Origin of the sequence: Streptomyces sp. NBC_00859 (assembly GCF_045161865.1) — a bacterium.
Taxonomy (GTDB): domain Bacteria; phylum Actinomycetota; class Actinomycetes; order Streptomycetales; family Streptomycetaceae; genus Streptomyces.
On the sequence record NZ_CP108826.1, the window covers coordinates 7884549 to 7906990 of the forward strand.

At 68.6% G+C, this 22442-nt stretch carries 20 protein-coding genes and 1 pseudogene; 4 read left to right on the top strand and 17 right to left on the bottom strand.

The window, feature by feature from the left end:
• Positions 1 to 63: 63 nt before the first annotated feature.
• The 4 genes from OG584_RS34595 to OG584_RS34610 all read right to left on the bottom strand — a co-directional run bounded on the left by OG584_RS34595 (position 64) and on the right by OG584_RS34610 (position 3310).
• Positions 64 to 852, bottom strand: coding sequence for an ABC transporter permease (locus tag OG584_RS34595; RefSeq protein WP_405783784.1), 789 nt, complete (start codon positions 850 to 852; stop codon positions 64 to 66).
• The gene (locus tag OG584_RS34600; RefSeq protein ID WP_405783786.1) at positions 852 to 1802 is read right to left on the bottom strand and encodes an ATP-binding cassette domain-containing protein; all 951 of its coding nucleotides are present in this window, start codon (positions 1800 to 1802) and stop codon (positions 852 to 854) included. The genes OG584_RS34595 and OG584_RS34600 overlap by 1 nt, the downstream gene beginning before the upstream one ends.
• Positions 1803 to 1844: 42 nt before the next feature.
• The gene (locus OG584_RS34605) at positions 1845 to 2708 is read right to left on the bottom strand and encodes a DUF4097 family beta strand repeat-containing protein (RefSeq protein WP_405783788.1); all 864 of its coding nucleotides are present in this window, start codon (positions 2706 to 2708) and stop codon (positions 1845 to 1847) included.
• An 80-nt stretch (positions 2709 to 2788) separates the two neighbouring features.
• Entirely contained in the window at positions 2789 to 3310 is a 522-nt protein-coding gene (locus OG584_RS34610) for a hypothetical protein (protein ID WP_405783790.1), read from the bottom strand.
• 330 nt (positions 3311 to 3640) lie between these two features.
• Between OG584_RS34610 and OG584_RS34615 the strand changes: the two genes are divergently transcribed.
• The 3 genes from OG584_RS34615 to OG584_RS34625 all read left to right on the top strand — a co-directional run bounded on the left by OG584_RS34615 (position 3641) and on the right by OG584_RS34625 (position 7856).
• Positions 3641 to 5224 (top strand): acyl-CoA carboxylase subunit beta, encoded by a 1584-nt coding sequence (locus OG584_RS34615; RefSeq protein ID WP_405783791.1) that lies wholly within the window; start codon positions 3641 to 3643, stop codon positions 5222 to 5224.
• Between the two features lie 568 nt (positions 5225 to 5792).
• Positions 5793 to 7139, top strand: coding sequence for a crotonyl-CoA carboxylase/reductase (ccrA, locus tag OG584_RS34620; protein ID WP_405783793.1), 1347 nt, complete (start codon positions 5793 to 5795; stop codon positions 7137 to 7139).
• A 72-nt stretch (positions 7140 to 7211) separates the two neighbouring features.
• Complete coding sequence (locus tag OG584_RS34625; protein WP_405783794.1) at positions 7212 to 7856, top strand: FMN-binding negative transcriptional regulator; 645 nt, start codon at positions 7212 to 7214, stop codon at positions 7854 to 7856.
• A gap of 122 nt (positions 7857 to 7978) precedes the next feature.
• Here the strand turns inward: OG584_RS34625 and OG584_RS34630 are convergent, their stop codons facing one another.
• From OG584_RS34630 to OG584_RS34650, 5 genes and pseudogenes are all read right to left on the bottom strand, one after another.
• Positions 7979 to 8653, bottom strand: coding sequence for an LmbU family transcriptional regulator (locus tag OG584_RS34630; RefSeq protein ID WP_405783796.1), 675 nt, complete (start codon positions 8651 to 8653; stop codon positions 7979 to 7981).
• A gap of 599 nt (positions 8654 to 9252) precedes the next feature.
• Positions 9253 to 9449, bottom strand: a pseudogene (locus OG584_RS34635) (transposase); the annotation flags it as partial.
• A gap of 81 nt (positions 9450 to 9530) precedes the next feature.
• Positions 9531 to 10037 (bottom strand): hypothetical protein, encoded by a 507-nt coding sequence (locus tag OG584_RS34640; RefSeq protein WP_405783798.1) that lies wholly within the window; start codon positions 10035 to 10037, stop codon positions 9531 to 9533.
• A gap of 989 nt (positions 10038 to 11026) precedes the next feature.
• The gene (locus OG584_RS34645; RefSeq protein ID WP_405773794.1) at positions 11027 to 12598 is read right to left on the bottom strand and encodes an MBL fold metallo-hydrolase; all 1572 of its coding nucleotides are present in this window, start codon (positions 12596 to 12598) and stop codon (positions 11027 to 11029) included.
• Positions 12595 to 13641, bottom strand: a complete 1047-nt coding sequence (locus OG584_RS34650; RefSeq protein ID WP_405773792.1) for a class I SAM-dependent methyltransferase — start codon at positions 13639 to 13641, stop codon at positions 12595 to 12597. Before OG584_RS34650 ends, OG584_RS34645 begins: the two co-directional genes overlap by 4 nt.
• Positions 13642 to 13704: 63 nt before the next feature.
• On the opposite strand from OG584_RS34650, the gene OG584_RS34655 reads away from it, so the two are divergent.
• Positions 13705 to 14268, top strand: a complete 564-nt coding sequence (locus tag OG584_RS34655; protein WP_405773790.1) for a histidine phosphatase family protein — start codon at positions 13705 to 13707, stop codon at positions 14266 to 14268.
• 12 nt (positions 14269 to 14280) lie between these two features.
• Here OG584_RS34655 and OG584_RS34660 read toward each other — a convergent pair whose 3' ends face one another.
• From OG584_RS34660 to OG584_RS34695, 8 genes are all read right to left on the bottom strand, one after another.
• Positions 14281 to 15450, bottom strand: a complete 1170-nt coding sequence (locus OG584_RS34660; protein ID WP_405773788.1) for a phosphotransferase — start codon at positions 15448 to 15450, stop codon at positions 14281 to 14283.
• 10 nt (positions 15451 to 15460) lie between these two features.
• Complete coding sequence (locus OG584_RS34665) at positions 15461 to 16423, bottom strand: aKG-HExxH-type peptide beta-hydroxylase (protein ID WP_405773786.1); 963 nt, start codon at positions 16421 to 16423, stop codon at positions 15461 to 15463.
• A gap of 52 nt (positions 16424 to 16475) precedes the next feature.
• The gene (locus OG584_RS34670; RefSeq protein WP_405773784.1) at positions 16476 to 17429 is read right to left on the bottom strand and encodes a hypothetical protein; all 954 of its coding nucleotides are present in this window, start codon (positions 17427 to 17429) and stop codon (positions 16476 to 16478) included.
• Positions 17430 to 17457: 28 nt separating this feature from the next.
• Entirely contained in the window at positions 17458 to 18594 is a 1137-nt protein-coding gene (locus OG584_RS34675) for a radical SAM protein (protein ID WP_405773782.1), read from the bottom strand.
• Between the two features lie 150 nt (positions 18595 to 18744).
• Positions 18745 to 19749: an NAD-dependent epimerase/dehydratase family protein gene (locus OG584_RS34680; protein WP_405773780.1), complete on the bottom strand. Its 1005-nt coding sequence runs from the start codon at positions 19747 to 19749 to the stop codon at positions 18745 to 18747.
• 76 nt (positions 19750 to 19825) lie between these two features.
• Entirely contained in the window at positions 19826 to 20824 is a 999-nt protein-coding gene (locus OG584_RS34685; RefSeq protein WP_405773778.1) for a hypothetical protein, read from the bottom strand.
• A complete protein-coding gene (locus tag OG584_RS34690; RefSeq protein WP_405773776.1) occupies positions 20821 to 21702 on the bottom strand; it encodes a glycosyltransferase family 2 protein in 882 nt (293 codons plus the stop codon). Before OG584_RS34690 ends, OG584_RS34685 begins: the two co-directional genes overlap by 4 nt.
• The gene (locus OG584_RS34695) at positions 21699 to 22370 is read right to left on the bottom strand and encodes a dTMP kinase (protein ID WP_405773774.1); all 672 of its coding nucleotides are present in this window, start codon (positions 22368 to 22370) and stop codon (positions 21699 to 21701) included. Before OG584_RS34695 ends, OG584_RS34690 begins: the two co-directional genes overlap by 4 nt.
• Between the last annotated feature and the right edge of the window lie 72 nt (positions 22371 to 22442).

Below are 22442 nucleotides of genomic sequence, written 5' to 3' on the forward strand. Positions count from 1 at the left end.
GTGCGACAGCCGCCGCCCCGGGTGTGCCGGGGACGGCGGCTGTCGCACGAGTCGGATGTGAGGTCAGCGGCCCCGCGCATGGAAGGCGGCCCTGGCCCAGAAGAATCCCACCACGGTGATGCCGACGAGCCAACCGAGTGCGATGTAGGCACTGTTACCGATGCTGCTGCCCAGCATCAGACCGCGCAGAGTGTCGATGACTGGAGTGAAGGGCTGGTATTCGGCGAACCAGCGCACCCCGGTGGGCATCGAGGAGGTGGGTACGAAGGCACTGCTGACCAGCGGCAGGATCTGCAGAGGCATGGCTGCGGTGTTGGCGCTGCCGGGATTCTTGGCCGCTGACCCGAAAGCGATCATCAGCCAGGTGAGCGACAGGCTGAGCAGGGCGAGGACCCCGATGGCGGCTGCCCATTCGACAGGGGTGGCATTGGGGCTGAACCCCATCACCAGGGCAACGGCCAGGACGAGCGTCACCGTTGCCATGGTCCGCAGGAAACCACCCAGGACATGCCCGGTGAGCACCGCTCCGCGGGAGATCGGCATCGTGCGGAACCGCTTGATGATGCCCTCGGTCAGGTCGACGCTCACCGTCACGGCTGTGCTGCCGCCTCCGTAGCAGACGGTGAGAAGGACCATCGAGGGAGCGATGTAGTTCAGGTAGCCGGCCCTGCCGCCCGTGGCCCCGCCGACCCCCACTCCCAGGGCCCCACCGAAGATGTAGACGAACATCAGAAGCAGGACGACCGGTGTGACGAGGCTGGAGATCAGCATGGCCGGAAAGCGGACGCCATGGCGCAGACTCCGCCGCAGCATCGTCATCGAATCGGTCACGGAGTAGCTGAGGGTACTCATCAGACGGTCTCTTTCCGGCGGTGCGTGGGAGCGGTCAGGGCGAGGAAGACATCGTCGAGGTCGGGCGTATGGACCGTCAGCTCGGCCACCTCGACCGCCTGCTCGTCGAGCCGCTCGAGAAGTACTCGCAACGCGCCGACGCTTCCGTCGTTCGGCACCTGCAGTGCCAGCTCGTTCCGGTCACGCCGAGCCTCCTCCAGGACATGGAGTGCCATGTCCAGGTGTCGCTGCTCGCCGAACTCCAGACGCACGTAGGTGCCCGGGACGCGCCGCTTCAGTTCTGCGGCCGTGCCCTGCGCCACAAGTCTCCCCTGATCGAGGACCGCGATGAGGTCCGCGAGCTGGTCGGCCTCCTCCAGGTACTGCGTCGTCAGGAAGATCGTGACGCCCTCTGCGACCAGATTGCGGATGACTCCCCACATGGCATGCCGGCTGCGCGGGTCGAGCCCCGTCGTCGGCTCGTCGAGAAAGATGACGCTCGGACGGCGCACCAGGGTCATCGCCAGGTCGAGCCGGCGCCGCATACCTCCGGAGTAGGCCAGCGCGCGCTGTTTGCCTGCGTCCACGAGGTCGAATTGTTCGAGGAGTTCGTCGGCCCGCCGCCGCCCCTCGCGCCGTCCCAGGTGATGGAGATCCGCGATCATGATGAGGTTCTCACGTCCGGTGAGGAGGTTGTCCACCGAGGAGAACTGCCCCGTGACGCTGATGGCGCTGCGTACGCCCTCCGGGTCCCGCACCACGTCTTTGCCGGCCACGCGGATGTCGCCGGCGTCTGCTGTGATGAGGGTGGCAAGGATCTCTACCGCCGTGGTCTTACCGGCCCCGTTGGGTCCGAGCAGCGAGAAGATCGTCCCTGCGGACACCTCCAGGTCGATGCCGTCGAGAACTACTTTGTCGCCGTACGCCTTACACAAGCCGGTGACACTGATGGCTGATTGGGGAGTCGTCATGCCCCCTCCTTCCGTGACTTCTTGCGTGATGGATGGTGCGGGTCAGGCCCGGTGGATGTTGATCTCGCCGATGACGGTGCGTGTGCGCAGCTGAACGGTGGAAGCCGGATCTGCGGGGGCGGCAGTGTCGTTGAGGACGTTGTGCACCCCGCCGATGAGGGCGCGCGCCTCGAGGTGTGCCGCAGAGCCCTCACGGACCCCCACGCCGATCGAGCCCCGGGTGGTCTCCAGGTCGATCTCGCCGCGCATGACCTCGCCGACGTAGATGTCGCCGTTCGTGTTCTTCGCCTGCACGTCGCTGTGAGCCCGGCCGACAGAGACCTCGCCGCTGGTAGCGGTGAGGTGCAGCTCACCGGTGACGTCACCGATGACGGTGGTTCCGCTGAGGTTCTTGATGCGCGCGGGGCCGTCGATGTAGTCGATCTTGAGGTTGCCCTGTGTCGCAGTGATGTCCGCGGCGCCGGACACCCGGCCCACGCTGACATCACCGAGGGCTGTCTCGACACGCAGCCCGGCGGTCTCCTCCAGCTGGACGCTTCCACAGGCCGAGCTGAAGCGGAAGGAGCCCAGGCGTCCACGGCCGGTGAGGTAGCCGAGGGCGGCCTCACCGGAAAGGTCCGAGCCCGCGGGAAGCTCGATCGCGATATGGATGGCCGAGTCCTTCTCGGCCTCGATGGAGCGGCTCCGTGAGAACAGTCCACGGCGCGGCTTGGGCATTTTGAGCAGCAACTTGCCGTTCTTGTACTCGACCGAGGTCTGCTCGGCTGCCTGCGTGCTGGCCTCGCTGTCGCTGACGGGGCGAATGGTGACCACCGTATCGGTGCGTTCGCTGCTCGTGACCTCTACGTCGGCCGCGAGCAGGTCGAGCGTGACGGAAAGGGGGGTGGGGGTTTCGAAGGTAGGCATGGCTGGACCCTTCTTGGTGGGGGTGGTGACGTGGGTGGTGACGTGGTCATGGGGTGCCGCGGCGGCCGGCCGCAGCCCAATCAGCGGATCCAGCCCTGATGATGCTGGTTGAAGAGAAGGCCGCGCTTATTGCCCTGCCCGGTGCGGCGAGCAGTCTGCACAGCTGTGGCGGCAGCCCGCACGAGCCAGGCGTTCGCTGACACCCCCGCCTGGCCGGCGGCTTCGTCGACGTGCTGTTTCAGTCGCTCCGGCATCCGGACGGTGATGCGGGAGAGAGGCCCTTCATCTGCTGCCAGCGCTGCCAGAGACGCCTCGTCGGTGTCCGTAACCGCCTCCCGCGCACTGTCTCCGGTCGACTGTGACGGCGTGGTGATCGTGAAGTCTGGATTGCTGCCGCGCAGCCGGACATCCACCGAGCCTGCGGACAGACTCGCGCTGATCTCCTCTGCGGCTTCCGAGACCACCTCCAGCAGGGTGAGCCGGATGGCCGACTCCAGCGGGATCGCGAAGCGCTCGAGGAAGGCCTCGGCCTCCCCGCCGCCGGCCGTGCCGGCCGCGGCGAGCGCTCTGCTGAGATTCGTTACATGCGGCGCGAGGTCCATGACGTCACCATAGCGTCAGATCTGACGTCACTGCAAGCGAGGTGACGTCAGATCTGACGGCTGTTGACGTCACCTTGGACGCCGACTGACGTCCGGCGGCGGACCCCGTCTGTCGGTGGCCCTGTCCTGCTGCCAGGACAGGGCCACCGACAGACGGGGTCCGGCCTCATTCTCTTTACGTGAAACGTTCCTGGGGATTCAATTCCTTGATGTCCGTTCATTTCGGAGACCGGGGGCTGCTGCCTCCAGGCATTCCGCAGTAATAGAGTCTCAGGGTGCCGACAATACTGGTCGTTGCAGTTCGGATTTCTGGCCGAGGACGGGTATCTCATGGCTGTGCGTGGACGAGAAAACGCTGTCAAGGAGTTTCAGCGACGTCAAGGGGTCGTGATCGAGCAGGCAGACAGGGCCGCGAAGAAGCAACAGGCCAAAGGGAAACTCAGCGCTCGCCAGCGTGTGGACTTCCTTCTGGATCCGGGATCTTTCGTCGAACTTGATGCGCTGAGCAGCTCGGCCGAGACCCTCGGCGACGGGCGGACGGAGCACTACGGAGACGGAGTGATCACCGGCTACGGGACCGTCGACGGCCGCGCCGTGTGCGTCTTCAGCCAAGACGCCACCTATATGGGAGGGTCGCTCGGCGAGACGCACGCCCGCCGCATCCTCAAGGTCATGGATCTGGCACTCAGTACGGGCAGGCCGATCATCGGCATCAACGACGGCGCGGGTGCCCGCATCCAGGAGGGCGTGGTCTCCCAGGCGCTGTACGCCGAGATATTCCACCGAAACGTGAAAGCATCCGGAGTGATCCCGCAGATATCTCTCATCATGGGATATTGTGCGGGAGGTGCCGCCTACTCTCCCGCCCTGACCGACTTTGTGGTAATGGTCGACCGGGCGTCGCACATGTTCATTACGGGCCCTGACGTAGTGAAAGCGGTGACCGGAGAAGAGATCGGCGTAGAAGAACTGGGCGGTGCCCGCACCCACAGTTCCATTTCGGGAAACTCCCACTACATCGCCGACGACGAAGAGGAAGCGATCGGCTATGCCAAGGATCTCCTCTCCTTTCTCCCGGACAACAACCTCAGTTTCCCTCCGGAGTACCCGGCCGATGCTCTGATCGACGGCGCCATCGGTTCGCAGGCGGAATGCCGGGCGGCCCTGGACTCCCTCGTGCCGTCGGACCCGTCCCAGCCGTACGACATGCGTGACGTCATCGAGCAGGTCGTCGACGAGATCGGACTGGTGGAGGTCCAGGAGACGTACGCACCGAACATCGTCGTGGGGTTCAGCCGGATCGAGGGCGCCTCGATCGGCATCGTGGCGAGCCAGCCGCTGCACCTCGCCGGCTGCCTGGACATCAACGCTTCCGAGAAGGCCGCCCGCTTCGTACGGACGTGCAACGCCTTCAACATCCCTGTCCTGACCTTTGTCGACGTCCCCGGCTTCCTGCCCGGGACGGAACAGGAATGGACGGGAATCATCCGACGGGGCGCGAAGCTCATCTACGCCTACGCCGAAGCGACCGTCCCTCTGGTCACGGTGATCACTCGTAAGGCCTACGGTGCGGGTTACGACGTCCTGGGTTCCAAGCACCTGGGTGCCGACGTCAACCTGGCCTGGCCCGCGGCCGAGATCGCCGTCATGGGATCCGAAGGTGCCACGAACATCGTGCATCGCAGAAAACTGACTGCCGCCCACACCGCCGGCGATGACGTCGATGCCCTCCGCGACGAGCTGCGCCGCGAATACGAGGACAAGTTCTGCAACCCCTACGTCGCCGCGGACCGCGGCTACATCGACGCCGTGATCCAGCCCTCGACGACACGCAGCCACGTAGCACGCGCATTGCGCTTGCTCAGAACCAAACGCGACCTGACCCGCACCGAGCGAGGAAACATGCCGCTGTGAGCTGGAATGTGGCCAACACCCCCCGAGGATACGGCCCTTCGCTACGCGGGTCGGACGACCTGAGGCCGGGCCATGCACCGGATCGGAACCGGGACAGCGGCGACCGCACGCCTCCTGGGCCGGCCCCCACAGGCTCCGGCCCCCGCGGCGACCACTCCGGCCGCCTGACCGGATGCCCGCCGGATTGAACGTGCCGCCGGATTGAACGAGTGGCTCCACAACAGCGTCCTGCCCGGAGAGCGCGGCGACGCCTTGCACCACAACCGCCCGGAGGCTACTGATGGGGCCCGGTCCACGCAGACTGGCGGGAGCGACGCCGTGCAGGGTCGCCCCAACAGGCCCCCTGTCTCTCCTGTCGGCAGGAGAACGAGGACATATGGCCCGCAACTACCCTCGACGCGGAGTCTGCGTGACGGCGAGGGCTGTGTCCGAGAGGCACGGAACCGCAAGGCCGGTCATTCCCCACCAACTCATCGCCGATGCAAGCATGGATGCTCACCGCCGGCTCCCGGCCGTACCCGGCACCCGCTCGTACAGCCCGAAACCGCCACGACCTGAGGAACCCAGAATGAAAGAAATAGTCAGTGCCGTGCTCTCGGACAGTGCTCGAGCGGAGGACTTCGCCGCGATGACGGTGCCGGACTCCTATCGCGGAGCAGTCGTACTCAAGCACGAGACGACCATGTTCGCGGGCATGGCAACCGCCGACAAGGACCCGGGCAAATCGGTGCACATCCAAGACGTACCGACTCCGGAGCCCGGTCCCGGCGAAGCGCTCGTCGCGGTCATGGCGAGTTCGATCAACTACAACACCGTATGGAGCGCACTGTTCGAACCGCTGCCCACCTTCAAATTCCTGGAGCGCTACGCCCGCTCCGTGCCGGGAGCACAGCGTCACGATCAGCCGTTCCACGTGCTGGGGTCCGATCTGTCCGGCGTCGTCCTGCGCACCGGCCCCGGCGTCAGCAACTGGAAGCCTGGAGACCGTGTCGTCGCGCACTGCCTGTCGGTCGAACTCGAGTCTCCCGATGGCCATGACGACACGATGCTGGACCCGGCCCAGCGCATATGGGGATTCGAGACGAACTACGGTGGCCTGGCCGAGCTCGCGCTCGTCAAGACCAACCAGCTGATGCCCAAGCCGGCCCACTTGACGTGGGAGGAGGCCGCGGCGTCAGGGCTGGTCAACTCAACCGCCTATCGCCAGCTCGTCTCCCGCAACGGCGCCGACATGAAACAGGGCGATGTGGTGCTGATCTGGGGTGCCGGTGGCGGCCTTGGTTCGTACGCCACGCAACTGGCCCTCAACGGTGGTGCGGTGCCCGTGTGCATTGTCTCCAGCAATGAAAAGGCCCGCCTCGTTCGGGCCATGGGAGCCGAGCTGGTCATCAACCGGGCCGAAGAGGGGTACCGGTTCTGGAAGGACGAGACGACTCAGGACCCCCACGAGTGGCGCCGGTTCGGCGCCCGCATCAGGGAACTCACCGGTGGCGAAGATCCCGACATCGTCCTTGAGCACCCCGGCAGGGAGACCTTCGGCGCCAGCGTCTATGTGGCCCGACGAGGCGGAACAGTGGTCACCTGCGCCTCTACATCCGGGTACATGCACCAATTCGACAATCGCTATCTATGGATGAACCTCAAGCGTATTGTGGGGACTCACTTCGCCAATTACCGTGAGGCATGGGAAGCGAATCGCCTGATCGCACGGGGGATGGTGCACCCCACGCTCTCGACTGTGTTCCCTCTTTCAGGAACAGGGGATGCCGCACGGGCTGTCCATCGCAACGAACACAGTGGAAAAGTGGGAGTGCTGTGCCTCTCTCCGGAAGAGGGGCACGGTGTCCAGAACGCTGAACTGCGAGACCGTCACCGAACATCCATCAACCTGTTTCGCGGTCCTCTGTCCTGCTGACCAGACAACCTGTCAGACAGCATTCCTGCGGTTCAGCAACTGATCGAAGAAATTCACGGAAGGGAACTCTGCATGTTTGTCCCACCGCAATATAGCGAGCCGAATGGCTCGTGGATGGTGGATCTGATGCGCCGCTACCCGCTCGCCCTGTGTGTCACGGGTGGTGGTGCGGACCACGTGCCGTTCGCGACGCATCTGCCCGTCATTCGGGACCCGCAGGTGAGCCACGACTGGACTGATGACCTGTCAGGTGCCAGTCTGCTCGGACACATGAACCTCAAGAACCCCCACTGGGCGGCACTGCAGGACGGCGCGCCCGTCCTGCTGGTGTTTACGGGGCCGCATGCCTATGTTTCGCCGGTGGTTTATGAGAAGACTCCTGCTGCGCCGACGTGGGACTTCACTGCTGTCCATGTCCGGGGGACTGTTGAGAAGGTTGAGGCGTCGGAGGACACTCTGGAGGTGGTGAAAGCGACGGTCCGGGCCTTTGAGGGTGATGTTGGTATGGGCTGGGACATGACGGAGTCGGAGGGGTATTTCCGCGAGCTTGTCCCGGGTGTGGGTGCTTTTCGTGTTGCTGTGACTGGCGCGGAGGGTATGTTCAAGCTGAGTCAGGAGCAGGAGCCGCATATTCGGGCGCGTGTTCAGGAGTCGTTCGCGCAGCGTTCGTGTGGGCGGCATCGTGAGACTGCTGAGCTTATTGCCCGGTTGCCCTGACGGCGGGTTGCGGGTGCGGTCTGTGCGGTGGTGTGGCAAGTGGCGCGGGCGGTGGGTTTGTACTTGTTTCCGGGACCGCCGAAGCCGTCTCCCGGTTGGATGGGGGACGGCTCGGTGGGGGTTCAGGCGCTCAGGGCGGTTATGTTTTCGGTGTGTTCGAGGATTTGGCCGGCGGCGCTGTCGAGTGTGACGAGTACCCATCGGTCGAAGTCGATGCCGGAGTGTTCGGCGGCTTGGTGCCATCGGTCGATTCGGTGTCCGGGGAGTGCGATCTGTCGTGGGGTTTCCGGCCGCGGGGCGGTGGCTGGTTCTCCTTCGTTGATTGCTTTGATGGCGTTTCTGAGTTGTTTCGTCGTCCATCGCTTTGCTTCTGCGTCGTCGAGCCACATTTCTTGTTTTTCGTAGGGGAGGGATGCTACTTCTGCGTGGTGCTGGAAGGTCAGGGCGTCCCTGCGCCGGTGCATGTCGAATCTTCTGGATACCCATGCGTAGTTGCGTAGCGTCTGGTATTTCAGGCCGGCGGTTCGGATGCCCAGTTGGTAGCGGTCGGCGTAGTGGTCCTTGCCGTATACGAGCCAGTCGCCCAGCCACCAGGAGGATGAGTCGATCACTCCTGCCAGTTGTCCGCCCGCGCGTTGCCATGCGTCAAAGGTGAGGTTGGGGGCCATTTGGAGTCCCACTCGTGTGGTGAGCACGTCGCCGCGGCGTCCTTCGGCGCCCGACTTCGGCTGTCCGTGTCCTGTCGTCCGTGGCAGTCCAGGGCCAACAGAGGGTGAAGGAAAGCTCGATGGGTTCATCAATTGCCTCCGCGCAGGGAATGGATCGCCGGGCGAACAGGAGACGCAAGAGCTGAGAGAAGAAGGCTTGTGAGTTATACGACTCTCTGACGTGTCAGCGACTGAGTTGGCTCCTCGTGCCGAAGGTCCCCGTTCCGAAGTGTGCGATCTCAGTGAAACCCGAACGGTGATTCTGCGGCAAGGGAGTCATCGCCACGGTGCGCAACTTGCCCAGGTTGAAGGCGGAGGGTAGCTGGCTGGGCACTTGAGGTGACATCCGGTTTCCCGAACCAGGACAGAAGCCGCTAAAGGGTTCGCTGGTGGGATGTGTTCCGGTCGTCGGCAAGTGATTGGCTTTGTCTGCGCGGGCTAAAATCGGGTTCTGCATTTGATGCGCGTGGAGGTCTGTGCGGTGTTCGGTGTCCGCGATTCTGCGTGTATCAGTGAAGTCGCTTGAGGCAAGGCGCTACTCCGTGGTCGGCCGCATGCTCACCCAAGGGCCGTCCCGTAAATGATCCCTGAGTGGCCTCGGCGTGGTGGGCCACTGTTCGGCTGGTGGTCTATTCGGCGGGAGTGAGGTTGTGCATCCGTGCGATGCCTAGCATGGCGTGGTGCACTCAGGTCTTCCAGCTCCCGAACTGCTCCGGCAGTCCCGTCACGGGACACCCGTGCGAACCCGGAACAGGATCCCGTCGATCATCGTCCGACAGTCAGTCCAACGTCCATCCCGGCACCCGGTCTTCGGCAGATGTGGGGCAAGTTGCACCCACTCGCCATCCGTAGGGTCACCCGCCCCATGACCAACACGATGGGCCACGCGAGGCGATCACATGCTCCACCGCACAGAACCTGAGCCCAGACGCGTCACGCGATGAGCGACAAGCTCAGTGTTCCCGAGTCAGGTGTGGAGCAGTGAGGCATGGATGCGGGTGATGGCCCGCAGCACCTCGTCGCGATTCTTGGCTTGCTGCATCCACGCGGGCAGGCGGGTCACCACGGTCATCTTCCGGCCGTGGTCGTGCCATGGGATCCCTTCTCGTAGCGGTGCCTGCACGAATCGCCTGATCAGGTCCAGGTGTTCCAGGTTGTAGGCCCATACCCACCCGTGCCGGATCTCGGTCTGCAGCCACAGACTGACGCCGAAGTACGGATCGGTGGCTGGCTCGTACCGGTCCCGATGCAGGGCCACACCTCCACGGCTCCATTCCTTCGCCGCCCCGCAGTTCCGGCAGACGAGACGCCTTGGTGCGAAGAAGTCTCGATCGCGCACTCCGGCCGACTCTGCACCTGCCACGACGTGCGCGACCTTCTCGCAGCCGGGACAGCGTACGAGGACAGACTTGAGGAAGTCGTACTTCGTGCTGCGCGGGTCCCGGAACCGATGGTGTGCGGAGATCGGACTCATCAGACCAGTATGCGAGCCAAGCACCGAAGGCTTCTACGGAATCAACAAGGTCAAGATCTGCGTTACACGTGCGTGGAGGACGCCGTGTGCTCCGGCCGCAGCGTTGAGGGTCCGGGATGTGTGGGGGCTCGTCCCGGGTGGCTTGTCGTTGACTGGGGCTGGTGTTTTCGCCGGCCCGTTGTGTTCGTGGTGGGGTCCGCGGGATGCTGGTCCGCGGAAGGTGGCGGCGTATCGGGTCTGCGTCACGGAGCGCACTTGTGGCGTGTGTGTGGGTGGGTCTTGTGCTGGAGGGAGTTCCTGCTGGGCGGTGTGCGGTTCTGGTTGTGGTGCGGGCCTTTCTGGTTGTGATCGGGCGCGGGCGGGTGCAGGTTTTTGAGGAGTGAGGGGTTGCCGTGGCCGGTGTCTGTCGGCACGCGGTGGTCTGGTTGGTTTTGCCTTCCCCGGCACGTATCGCTGAGGCTTCCCTTGCAGCCCCGTGCGGTCCCGCAGCCCGTGCGCTCGTGCCTCCGTGGCCCCGTGCGCTCGTGCCCCTGTAGCCCGTGCGGTCCCGCGGCCCGTGCCTCCGCGGCCCGTGCGGTCCCGCGGCCCGTGCCTCCGCGGCCCCGTGGCCCGTGCGGCCCCGTAGCCCGTGCCCCCGCAGCCCCGCGGCCCGTGCGGCCCCGCGGTCCCGCAGCTCGTGCGCTCGTGCCTCCGCGGCCCGTGCGGCCCCGTGCGCTCGTGCCTCCGCGGCCCCGTGGCCCCGTGCGCTCGTGCCTCCGTGGCCCGTGCCCCCGCAGCCCCGTAGCTCGTGCGGCCCCGCGGTCCCGTAGCTCGTGCGGCCCTGCGGTCCCGTGGTCCGTGTGGTTTGTGCGCCTGTGGTTTGTGTGCGCGTGTGGTTTGTGTGCGCGTGTGGGTTTGTGTGCTCGTGCGGTCCCGCAGTCCCGCGGCTTGTGTGTCCGTGCGCAGTCCCGTGGCTTGTGTGGGTTTGTGTGCTGTGGGGGTGGTGTGGTTCAGGATGCCTGGTCGTGGGTGGGCGGGTGTATGTCCAGTGTCGCTCGCCCGTTCGCGCAGGTGCCGTCGGGGACGGTGAACTGCCAGGAGTGCCGGGGACAGACGATCGCTCCGAGTCTGGGATCGTAGTCCTCGGGGCCGAGGAGTGCTCCCATGTGGGGGCAGGTGTTGCTGATCTCGAGGTCTCCGTTTGCTGTGGTCAGGCGGAAGGATCCCGGTTCGTGGCCGCGGGCTTGTTCCATCCGGGTGCAGTACACGGCCAGGTCTTGGGGGTCGCTGCGGCTGAGGAGCGACATCAGTTCTTCGTTGTAGGCGTTGACCGATGGGCGCCAGGCCTGGAAGCGGAAGGAGAAGAAGAACTCTTCCCAGCTGCGTTCACCGCGCAGGATTCCCGGGACGAAGCGGGATTCCAGGGTGAAACGGTAGTCGTGCTGTGAGGGGGGTGTGTGCTCGTCGCGCTGTATCTGGCCGGTAGTGAAATCGACGCTCCACTGGCCGCCGCCCGTGCCGCGGATATCGAATCCGACGATGCAGTCCACTGCGGCGCAGGCCTTCGGTGCTACCGCGAACAGGGCCTCGAAGTGCGCGGCGAAGGCGGGATAGAGGTCTTGTGTGGGCTCCGGGCAGGCCGAGAGCACGGCTTGTATGTCGGGCGCCCGGCGTTTCGCGTAGCGGGCCGTGTACTCCTCCAGGCGGTCCCAGGCGAAGTCGCGGCGGATGCCGGGATCCTCCCGCATCGTGCTGCTGGTGACGTCCAGTACGTCACCGGGCAGCGGTGCGACGCACCGCTCGGCAAGGCCGGGGTCGGTTTCCTGCAGCCATTGCTGGAGTTCTACCGGTGTGGTGAAGATGGATCCGGGGCCGCGGGAGTGTGTGCGCAGGTCCGGGTCGAGGAGCGCGGGCGGCCCGGCGAAGGCTACGGCCGTGCGGGGCCGCAGTATCTTCATGTAGTCCGCCCAGCGCCGCATGGAGTTGACTTTTTTGGCGGCCGCCAGCTCCCGTTGCCGGCCGGCGGGGAACTCGTAGACGAAGGGGTACCAGGTAGCTCCGGAGTACTGGGCGAGCACCACGTCGATGCGCGGGTGACGCCGGCGCAGGGCGCGCAGCTGGTCACGGTCGGTCTGGCAGTCGTTGAGATTGACGACTACCTCGCCGGTCACGGTGTCCTGCACGATGAGTGCGGAGTCCTGGTGCCGGGCAGTGGGCGAGGTGATCAGGTGCAGCAGGAGCTGTCCGGCGCGCAGTGTCTGGCCGTCGTCCAGCAGGGTGGTGCGGGTGTGGCCGAGGCCCTCCACCAGCCGGTGCCAGCTCGGCAGCGGGTAGTTCGCGCTGATCAGCTCGACCGATTCGTCCAGGCCGCGGAGCACGTCTGTATCGAAGTGGTCCTCGTGGTCGTGGGAGACGTACACATGGGTGGCCTGCGTGAGCAGGTCCGTGCAGGCGCTGTTGTCGGGCAGCTGGTGCCAGCCCGACAGAAACGCGCCGCGGGGGGAGAACCAGGGGTCGCAGACCAGGCGCACGTCCCCGGCCTCGATGAGGGCGCCGGCGTGTCCGAGAAAGGTGATCTTCATTGCGTCCTTCGTCTGTTGCCGGGTCGGCGGCCGGTGTGGGCGACGACGAGATGGCGGAGGAGATTGGGGTCGTTCTGGTCGTGGAACGGGCGTCCCACCAGGCCGGCCCGCAGGCCGGCCGTGCGCAGGGTGTGGGTGAGTTCTTCACGGGTGGGGATCATCAGGATGGAGTGATGGACGCCCGCTACCCGCGGGCCGTGGGTGTCGACGGCGATCATGCGGTGCCCGACGGCTGAGCCGTCGGGCAGGGCGAATCCTTCACTGAGCAGCAGGTGCGGCCGGGCGTGGAACAGGCCGCCTCGCGGGCACAGCTGTGCCCGGCGGCCGTCGTCGAAGCCGGGCGCACCGTCCTCGGCGAGGAGGACGTCGAACACCGCGGTGCCGCCGTCGTGCAGCCGGTCCACCAGTGGAGCCAGCATCCGCACGGCTGCCCGCGGCGTGAAGAAGTTGAGCGCGTCGTAGGACAGCAGCAGACTGTCGAAGCCCCTGCCCGGCGCGTGTGTCCCGGCTGGTTGGGCCGGGCCGAGGAGCCCGGGGTCGGTGACATCGCCGCGCAGGAACGTGAAGCCCTCCGTGCCGTGCAGCCGCTGTCCGGCGTGGGCCACCACCGCGGGCCCGGCGTCGATACCGGTGTAGCGTTCCACACCGCGCTCACGCAGTGCGACGGCGTAGCTGCCCGGACCGCACAGCGGGTGCAGCACGGAACGGGGCTGCCAGGCTGCCGCGCCGGTAAGCCAGTCGAGCTGCCGGCGGATCAGCGCAAGCGGACGCGAGGAGTCCGAGGTCGCGGGGTTCAGCTGTTCCCGCAGCAGCCGCCGGCTGAAGCCGGCGTCGCTGTAGGGGAGGGACGGCAGGGCCGCCAGCTGGTCCCGGTCCAGGCGCACCAGGTCGGGGGCGTGGTCCAGGACGGCGGCGGCGCCGCGGTCCATGAAGGCTTCCGCTATGTCGTCCAGGGGGGTTCCCGCGGAGATCATCAGCACCTCCAGGGCGCGGTGGGGGAAAACTGCTTGCCCACTGTTGTGCGCGGCGTTGGGGGCGGTCAACGAAACTGCTGATTCACGCTAATGGCGAGGGCGCATGCCCAAGGGCGCGCCACAATGCGGCACATGTTCGCAGAAACAGCAGACCTCGTCATCGACGTCGTACCGCACTGCTCCTCGACACCCCGCGACACCTGGAGCGGGCACGACGACGCACGCCCCCTGAGTGAGGCGGGCCTGCGCCAGGCCGACGTCCTTGCCGGCGTGCTGGACGGCACGGTGACGGCCCTCTTCAGCAGCCCGGCGCTGCGGTGCCGTCAGTCGGTGGAAGCCCTGGCCCGGCGGGACGGTGTCGAGGTGACCCCGGTGGAGGGACTGCGTGAGGCCTTCGGTTTCGCCGAGCCCAGGGCATGGGTCGCCGGCCCGTTCGCGCCGGTGGGCGGTGCTATCGGCGGAGCGTGGGCGGCGGGCCGGGCGGCGGGAGTGATCATGGATCTTGCGGCGGGGCACCGCGGCGGGCACGTCGTGCTGTGCTCGCACGGCGACATCATCCCGGCCACGCTGTCCTTCCTCGCGGCCGCGTACGCTCTCCCGCTGCCCGGACTCGTCCCGCGGGGCGGCTGGTACCGCCTGCGGGTGCGGTCCGGGCGGCCGGTCATCTCCTCCCACCGCCCCCACACCACCGCCTGAGCCCGGGAAGCTTCAGGCCTCCACCGCCGGCAAGTCGCCTTGCGCACAGGCCAGGTGGTGCAGCATCACCTCGATACGGCGCCGCGTGTCCGCGTCGTCGGCGGCGGCACACAACGCACGCCGCGGCAGGGCCAGCAGCCGGGCCGCGGTACGGGCGACCGGAGTCCCGAAATGCAGCGCGGCCGTCACCCGGTACCCGACACCGACGGGGCCGGGGCCGGTGTTTTGTCCCGCACCGCGGAGCCCGGCACGGTGGCGGCGTGAGGCGTCCGCCCCCAGATCGGCGATCTCGTCCGCGGTGAGGCGGGCGGCCGGCGCCGATGCCAGGACGAGGGTGGCCAGATCCTCGCCTGCCGGGCCGAGCCCGACCTGCCCCCAGTCCACCGCGACGGTGCCCGTGGCGGTACGAAAGAGGTTCCCCGGGATCAGGTCCCGGTGCACCAGTGTCCGCGGCAGGGTGCGCAGCACTGCGGGCCCGTGCCGCCACACCGCCCGCAGCGCCGCACCCGACCAGGGCGGGAACAGGGCGCGCAGCGCCGGGTCCCGGGAGGTGCACGCCTCGTGCAGATGGTCCGCCAGCCCCGCCCGGTGGGCGGCTGCTCCCTGTTCGGCGAACGGCCGGCACAACCACGCGCTGGCCACCGGGGGGCGGGCGAAGTACCGGGCGTGGAAGGCCCCGAGATCCCCGGCGGCCGCGAGGACCTCTCCCGCGTCCCAGCCGGCGCCCGCCAGCCCCTCGACGTGTTCCAGCCACAGGCTCAGCCGGCCGTCACCGCTACGCTCGATGCCCAGGCAGCGCGCGGTACTGAACCGGCCGGGCAGCTCGCCGAGCAGCCCCGACTCCCGTGCCAGCGCCTCGCGTTCCCACAGGCACCAGTCCCCGGGGCCGTCGCCACCGTCGTCGATCTGGCGGGCCAGATCGCCGGGCAAGGGCTGCCAGGGCCGGTGCCGGAGCCGTTTGAGGACCATCGAGAACCGTTGCGCGCCGGTGCGGGTCAGCGCCATCCCGTGCACGAGGGCCACCCCGTCCGCGGCGCGGCTCCAGCTCTCGTACGCCACCGGTTCCCAGCAGAAACTCCCGATCCGGGCGCCGGGGTCCGCGAGCAGCCTGGCGAGGGGCGCCCGCAGTTCGCTTCGCCGCGGCGGCGGGGGAGGAGGGACCTGGTAGGGCGGGCCGTTCACCGCGGCCCGCCTACGCCGGGCGGTGTGCGTCGGCGACGGCCGCGCGCAGGTAGGCCCGCAGCCGTTCGCTGCTCACCATGTCGAAGCACTGCTCGGCGGCGTCACGGCCGCTGTTCAGGGAGTCGAGCTCATCGGCCCAGCGCCTGCGCAGTACGGCGGCCAGGCGGGAGTGGTCGCCGGCGTCGGGCTGGACGCGCGAGAGGTACTGGATGACATGTGCGAACGCGAGCGCTGCGTGGGTGATGCCGAAGGCCGGCCGCTCCTCGCCCTTCCACGGGGAGTGGAAGTTGGTTCCCGGGGGGAACTCCACTTCCTCGCTCTCCAGGCATTCGTTGAGCCATGAGTGCGTCGCTTCGTGCACCAGGGTCTCGGCCAGACGCAACGGCTCGCCCGACCAGTTGCTCACGACGGTCCCGGGCAGGAAGTCGAAGGTGTAGCTGCGGCAGGTCTCGCCGAGTGCCACCTCGCCGGTGCGGATCACCACGGCGGTGGAGGAGCGCAGTACCTCGGCGCCGACCGCGAGTGCGGCGTCGATGGCGGTGTTGAGGGTCAGGGCGAGCTGTTCGCGTTCCGGGCCGGGCAAGGGCTCGGGCGCGTCCAGGAGATACATCCTGCTGCCCAGCCGGTCGTCCTGCACGGGGGTGCACTGCTCGGCGCTGACCACCAGGACCGGTCCGACCGCGGTGGCGATGGCCTGGGCCCGCAGCGCATCGCGGTTCTGCCACAGGCGCAGGGCCCGTGCCACCCGCTCACCGTCACGGGTGGCGACCGCGGCCTGCACCTGCTGGAAGACGTGGTGCACAAGGGCGTTGTCGAAGGCGTCGGTCTCCGCGTCGTCGCCGGTGAGCGGTGTGTGGGGAGCCACGGAGCGCAGACTTGCCAGCAGCCGGCGCCGGCGGTCGCCCCGGCGGGTGATGACGGCATGGGTGAGGCCCTCGAACATCTCCCGGGTGGTGATGACGGGCAGGGACATGGCAGATCCTTTCGGTACGTACGGCGAAGGGGGGAGGGTGCGGCGGCCAGGGTCAGCGCGTGGCTCCGGCGACCCAGCGGGCGTGGTGCCCCTCGCGCTCCGCCTGGGTGAAGGGACGGAGCCGGCGCATGTAGTCGAAGGGTGACTTGACGCCGAACTGCCGCCGGTTCCAGACCGGATACATGAACGACACCAACTCGGTGACGATGCCGAAACCGGTGATCCGCCCGAGGCGCTCGGGCAGGGTGTCGCGCAGCTCCCGCAGTTCGGCCAGGAGTGTCCCGGCCCGCTCGGCGCACTCCTGGTGGCCGGGGTGCTCGGTGGCCAGCCGGTCGTGGAGCTGGTGGGCGAAGCAGTCGGCGAGCAGGCCGGCGACCCAGGCACGGTCCTCGTCGGCCGGCGGCGCGGTGCGGATGCCCGCCTCGTGTTCGGCGCGCAGCCACTGGCCGGCCCAGGCGCGGGCGCCGGCCCTCAGCAGCTGTTCGGCATCCGCGAGGGGGGAGCCCGCCGGCTGCGGCAGCCAGATGATCTCGGGCGTCTGCGGAAGGGGATGCGTATCACCGCCGAGGACGACCGCGCCGACACCGAGGTCCGTTACGTACCGCAGGCGGGCCCGGGAGAGCACGCGCAGGGCGTCCAGGACGGCATCGCGCAGCGGCTGCCCGGCGGGGCGCAGCCGCGGGGCGTCGCCGGGGCGCCCGCAGTCCTCCAGGACGGCGATCGGCGGGCCGCCCTGCGGTGTGACGGTGCCGGCCGGTCCCTGGGTACCGTCACCGGCGAGGTCGAGGCCGCCCTGCAGGGCTTGCAGGGCCGGCCGCGCCCGGTCGACCGGCTGGAGGACCGCGCTGCCCGCAAGCGTGGAGTCCTCGCCGAGCGCCGCACGCACGGCCCGCTCGGAGGCGGGTTCGCTCCACAGCAGGAACGAGTGGATCGCCCGGCCGTCGAGGGAGTCGTTCCAGACGCGGTTCTCGGACGGGTCGTCGTCGATCTCGGACAGCAGGAACATGTCGTGCTCCAGTTTCGGTAAGGCGGGTTCAGGAGGCGGTGGTGAGTTCGGGGGCGGACGCGGTGGGCAGGGCGGCCGCGACGTGGTCGATGACCTGGCGGCGGTGGTCGCAGTACTCCTCCTCGAAGCCGGTGCCCTCGAAGCGCAGCCGGTCGGGGAGGGCGCCCCCGCGGCAGGAGGCGAGGTGCGAGCAGCCGGCGCACTTGGCCAGCAGGGCCGAGAGGTCGCCGCGCAGCGGCGCGTTGCCGTCGAGGGTGAGCAGGTCGTCGATGTCGGTGAAGTCGCCGACCCTGCTCAGCAGCGAGGTGGGCATGCTGAGCTCGTCGGAGCTGCCTACCCGGCCGTCCGGGTAGAGGGTGACGATGAAGGGTTCCTTGCGGTCGCTGTAGCCGGAGTAACCGGCGGGCAGCCCGGACAGCGAGCGGATGATGCTGAAGAACGGCTCCAGCATGTAGGAGCGGAACGACTTGGTGGAGTGCCAGTGGTCGAAGGCCTCGATGAGGAATTCGGCGTACTCACCCGGGCTGGTCGCCCAGCCCGGCATGCCGACCCCGTCGGGATTGAGCAGCTTCAGGGAGGTGCGGTTCGGCGTCCGGTAGTTCTTGGTGCGGACGTTGAAGTCCAGGCAGCCGGACAGCTTGACGGTCTTGACCGCCTCGAACGCGGCGAGTGTGTCGAGGACTTCACCGGCCCGGCCCAGGACGTGCCGGGTCACCACGGTGATCACTCCCACCTGGCGGCCGCGAGCGGCCAGCAGCTCCAGCGCCCGGACCACCTTGGGGTAGGTGGGACGGTCGGCGAAGTCCACCCGGTGGGAGTTGCCCTTCATGTCACCGTCGAGGCTGACACCGATCTCGATGCCGGGCCATTCCCGGTCGAAGAAGTCCAGCCACGCACCGTCCAGCAGGATGCCGTTCGTCTGCATCGCGACGGACACCGGCCCCGGATAGGCCCGGATCTCCTCGAAGAGCGCAGCCATCTTCTTCCGGCCGATCAGCAGCGGTTCCCCGCCGTGCAGTTCGATGGCCAGCGGCCGCTCGCCGCAGGTCTCCAGGAAACTCCGGAGCAGATCCGGCTTCAGCATCAGCGCGTTCGGATACGGCTTGCGGCGTTCATAGCAGTAGTGGCAGTTTATGTTGCACATTTCCCCGGGGAGCTTGAGCATCACCAGAAGTGTTTCCCCAGGTGCGGGAAGTCGTAGTTCCATGGTCCTCAGTCTCCTCGCGTGAAAGCAGTACGGTCGGCTGCGCAATTCCCGTGGATAATGCTTCTCTTTCCGGGCGCGCCGCGTCAACGCCGAACGGCGGAACTGCGGCTATCCGCAGTGCGGTTCGGGTGTTTTCCCGGTGCGGTCGGCGAGCATTTTCGCCACGATCGAGGCGGCCGGCAGCCACACGGTCTCGCCGGTCAGGTCGCGGAGCCGGTCGACGCGCGGAACGCGGCCGGTCACATCGACGCGTCCGGGGAAGACGGACTCGTAAGGGACATGGGTGATACCGGCCGTGCCGCCGGTGGCCTTCAGGACCAGAGCGGCCAGCTCGGTGATGCTGGTGCTGGTGACGGAGCCGATGTTGTAGAGCGGCCGGCGTGCCTGCCAGGCGCGCGGGGCGGCGCACAACTCCCGCAGCCGGCCGATGAACTGGCCGACGTCGGTGAAGCAGCGCCGCTGGCTGCCGTCCCCGTGCACGGTGAGCGCCACCCCGGCTTGGGCCTGGCCCCAGAACGTCGGCAGCACCATGCCGTAGCGGCCGCTCTGGCGCGGGCCGACCACGTTGAACGGCCGGACGATCAGGACCGGCCGGCGGGCGGCGGCATCCAGACCCAGACGTTCCATCTCCCACTTGCCGGTGGCGTAGCCGGGGGCGCCCCCGTCGTAGGCGAGCGGCACCGAGCGGTCCACGGGCAGCTCGTCGTCGAGCGGGCTGCTGCCGTCGGACAGCCCGTAGACCGCCGAACTGGAGACCAGGACGACAGGGGTCCCTCCGGTGTGACGCAGTACGGTGTCGGTGCCCTCGCGCCCGACACGGTAGGCGTGGTCGGCCATCTCGGCGGCGAGCCGCATGCCGACGACACCGGCGAGATGAATGACCAGTCCGGTGCCCTCGGCCGCCCGGGAGACATCGCCGGCGTCGAGCACGCTGCCGCGCACCAGTCTCACGCCCGGCAGGTCCTGGACGGTCGCGGCCAGCCCGGTGGACAGGTCGTCCAGCACCCGTACCCGGTGCCCGGCACGGGACAGTGCCTCGACGAGGTGCCCGCCGATGAATCCCGCTCCACCGGTCACCAGGACCGGGCGATCGGATTCGGTGAAACGCTGCATGGTTCTCCTTCGGGATGTGCCGGGCCGCGGCGCCCGCGCGCGATCGCGGGGCGCCGCAGCCCGGACGGGTGGCGGTTCAGGAGCGGGAGAACCGGTCGCCGGTGACCGTCCAGCTCATGCCGTGCCGCGCGCAGGCCTCCAGGACCGCGGCGGGACCGGCCGCCCCGCGCGGGGTGACGAGTTGGGTGACACCGAGGCCGGCGGCGATCTCGACGACCTCGGCGAGCGCGAAGTCCTCGTCCGCGGCAAGGGTCACCGCCGGGAACGCACCGGGCCCCAATTCCACCGCGAGCAGGTCCGGACCGTGGCGACGCAGCCAGGTACGGGCCCGGCCGGCCGCCAGAGGGGACTCGTCCAGCCGGTCGCGGTGGCCCGTGCCGAAGCCGGCGGCCCGGCCCTGCACCGCGAACACCATCGAACCCGCAGGGGCCTGACGTGCGGTCAGGGCGGCGACGGTGAGGTCTTCGAGGTCCGTGACCTCCCCGCAGAGGGTCTCCACACCGCCCAGGAACCGGGCCGGCTCGGGAGTCTCGCGCACCAGCCGCAGGCCGTGGAACTCCGTGACGCTGCGCCGGACGGCCGGCGGCGGCGCCGGGCGGCTCTGCAGCACGACCAGGCGTCCGCCGTCCAGCTCCCGCAGCCGCGCCAGCGCCGAGGGCGAGTACCGCGGGGCGATCACACCTGAGGCACCGGCGAACAGCTCCGGTGCGAAGCCGACCGTGCGGGAGACGGCCACGAAGTCGCCCTGGGCGCAGCCGGGGCCGCTCCCGCGGGCGCGGAGCACCGCCGAGGCGGTCGGGCCGGCGGGCTGCGGCCCCCCTGCGGCGGACTCGGCGGCCCGCGCCGGACGGACACCGAGGGCGGCCCCGGCCGGCGCGCCGTGCCGGAGCGCGGCGCAGGCGGCCCGGCCGGTGCGGCTGTCCAGTTCCCTGGCCAGCGCCCAGCCGCCGAGGGCGTCCAGGACGTGGTCCCAGGACGGCGAACCGGCCAGCACATCGAAGGGCTCCTCGCCGGGCACACAGGGTTCCATCCAGGCGGACTCGTTCGGATTGAGCCCTCGGGACAAGGTGATCATGAGTTCTCCGGGCGGGCGGTGGCGGGACGGGGGAGCGGCCGGTGGCTGATCAGGGAGCCCAGTTCGCCCGTCTGCCATCCCAGGTCCCAGACCAGGCAGGAGCGCCCGGCGGGCCGGGTGGCACGGCCGGCGCCGGTGACCAGGCGCAGCCAGCCGGACGCGTGGGCGCGCCAGGTGACCGCGGGCAGTCCGTGCGGCGCGTACTTCGCCCGCAGCGGGACGATGTCGCGGGCCTGGAACCTCGCCCGGCGCAGCCGCGAGCGGTGACCGTCGTGCAGGCCCACCGAGACCACGGTGTCGGCCAGCCCGATCGAGTGGCCCGCGAGCTGGGCCCGCCAGGAGATGTCCAGGTCGGCGAGGGCGGGCAGCGACTCGTCGAAACCGCCGATCTCCTCGAAGAGCCCGCGGGTCATCCCCACCAGCCCGCCGAGGGCGAACGGGAGGAAGAAGCCGTCGTCCAGGACCGGGCACAGCTGGTCCGGCGGGGTGCGGCGGATCACGCGGGCGGGGTTCAGGAGCCGGTAGTCGATCCCGGCGCTCACGATGGCGCTGGACTCCAGCGCCTTGGTCATGGCCTCGACGTAGTCGTCGGCGACCTCGTCGTCGGCGTCGAGGAAGAGCAGCACGTCCGACGTGCCCGCGCGGGCACCGGCGTTGCGGCCGGCCCCGGTGCCGCGGCGGCGGTGCTGGCGGACGACGAGGATGTCCAGGTGGTGTTCGTAGCGGCGGACCACGTCGGTGAGGTGGTCCTGGGAACCGTCGTCGACCAGGACCACCTTCAGCTCCCGGGCCGACGGCTGCCGTGTGAGGGCGGCGAGCTGGCGCCCGACGAGGTGCGCCGCGTTGAGGCACGGGATGACGACGCAGACGCTGCTCACGGGGTGCTCACCAGCCGCCCGCCGGGGCTGAGATGCCGGCCGATGGCGCCGGCCAGCTCGGTGAAGCGGTGGTCGTGGTGCGCGCCCTCACTGTTGTGGAAGACCTGGACGGGCGGCAGGTAGGGCGGGGGATTGTCCAGCAGCAGGTCACGGTAGATCCGGCTCACCTTGCCCAGCGCATAGCCGTTCTCGTAGTGCCGCATGCCCCGCCCGCGGGTGATCACGCGGTCGGTGGCGACACCGACGGGGACGTCGACGTAGATGATCAGGTCGGGGAACAGCGAGCCGGAGGCGTGGTAGCGGTCCAGGGTCTCGCGCGCGGGGGTTCCGTACAGCGCCTCCATATAGACGGCCTCGCTGAAGACGAAGCGGTCGCTGAGCACGCTGCGGTCCCGCAGGAGCCGGCCGACGGCCGCGGCCTGGAGCCGGCGGTCGGTGAAGTAGGCGTCGGCGATCTCCCGCGGGCTGTACGCGTGTTCCTCGTTCTCGCGCACGGTGATGATCTTCCGCGCCGCCTGCGGGTCCAGCCAGGAGTGCTGGCCGATACGGGACAGCCGGTGGCCCCGGCCGCGTACGTGCGCGGCGATGAGCCCGCCGGTCGTGGTCTTCCCCGACCCGTCGATGCCTTCCATGACGAAGAAGCGGTGGCTGGTGGTGGTTGACGGCATCAGTGTGTCCATTCCCGCCGCCCGTCCGGGCCGTCGCGCCTGGCCTGCGGCGTCGTGTGAGGTGCGCGGCAA

Excerpts from the sequence above, each read along its gene's own strand:
- OG584_RS34630 (WP_405783796.1), bottom strand. The coding sequence starts at position 8,653 with ATGAACCCATCGAGCTTTCCTTCACCCTCTGTTGGCCCTGGACTGCCA.
- ccrA (WP_405783793.1), top strand. The coding sequence starts at position 5,793 with ATGAAAGAAATAGTCAGTGCCGTGCTCTCGGACAGTGCTCGAGCGGAG.
- OG584_RS34665 (WP_405773786.1), bottom strand. The coding sequence starts at position 16,423 with ATGTCCCTGCCCGTCATCACCACCCGGGAGATGTTCGAGGGCCTCACC.
- OG584_RS34645 (WP_405773794.1), bottom strand. The coding sequence starts at position 12,598 with ATGAAGATCACCTTTCTCGGACACGCCGGCGCCCTCATCGAGGCCGGG.
- OG584_RS34610 (WP_405783790.1), bottom strand. The coding sequence starts at position 3,310 with ATGGACCTCGCGCCGCATGTAACGAATCTCAGCAGAGCGCTCGCCGCG.
- OG584_RS34605 (WP_405783788.1), bottom strand. The coding sequence starts at position 2,708 with ATGCCTACCTTCGAAACCCCCACCCCCCTTTCCGTCACGCTCGACCTG.
- OG584_RS34670 (WP_405773784.1), bottom strand. The coding sequence starts at position 17,429 with ATGTTCCTGCTGTCCGAGATCGACGACGACCCGTCCGAGAACCGCGTC.
- OG584_RS34595 (WP_405783784.1), bottom strand. The coding sequence starts at position 852 with ATGAGTACCCTCAGCTACTCCGTGACCGATTCGATGACGATGCTGCGG.
- OG584_RS34680 (WP_405773780.1), bottom strand. The coding sequence starts at position 19,749 with ATGCAGCGTTTCACCGAATCCGATCGCCCGGTCCTGGTGACCGGTGGA.
- OG584_RS34655 (WP_405773790.1), top strand. The coding sequence starts at position 13,705 with ATGTTCGCAGAAACAGCAGACCTCGTCATCGACGTCGTACCGCACTGC.
- OG584_RS34615 (WP_405783791.1), top strand. The coding sequence starts at position 3,641 with ATGGCTGTGCGTGGACGAGAAAACGCTGTCAAGGAGTTTCAGCGACGT.
- OG584_RS34685 (WP_405773778.1), bottom strand. The coding sequence starts at position 20,824 with ATGATCACCTTGTCCCGAGGGCTCAATCCGAACGAGTCCGCCTGGATG.
- OG584_RS34695 (WP_405773774.1), bottom strand. The coding sequence starts at position 22,370 with ATGCCGTCAACCACCACCAGCCACCGCTTCTTCGTCATGGAAGGCATC.
- OG584_RS34675 (WP_405773782.1), bottom strand. The coding sequence starts at position 18,594 with ATGCTCAAGCTCCCCGGGGAAATGTGCAACATAAACTGCCACTACTGC.
- OG584_RS34600 (WP_405783786.1), bottom strand. The coding sequence starts at position 1,802 with ATGACGACTCCCCAATCAGCCATCAGTGTCACCGGCTTGTGTAAGGCG.
- OG584_RS34640 (WP_405783798.1), bottom strand. The coding sequence starts at position 10,037 with ATGAGTCCGATCTCCGCACACCATCGGTTCCGGGACCCGCGCAGCACG.
- OG584_RS34625 (WP_405783794.1), top strand. The coding sequence starts at position 7,212 with ATGTTTGTCCCACCGCAATATAGCGAGCCGAATGGCTCGTGGATGGTG.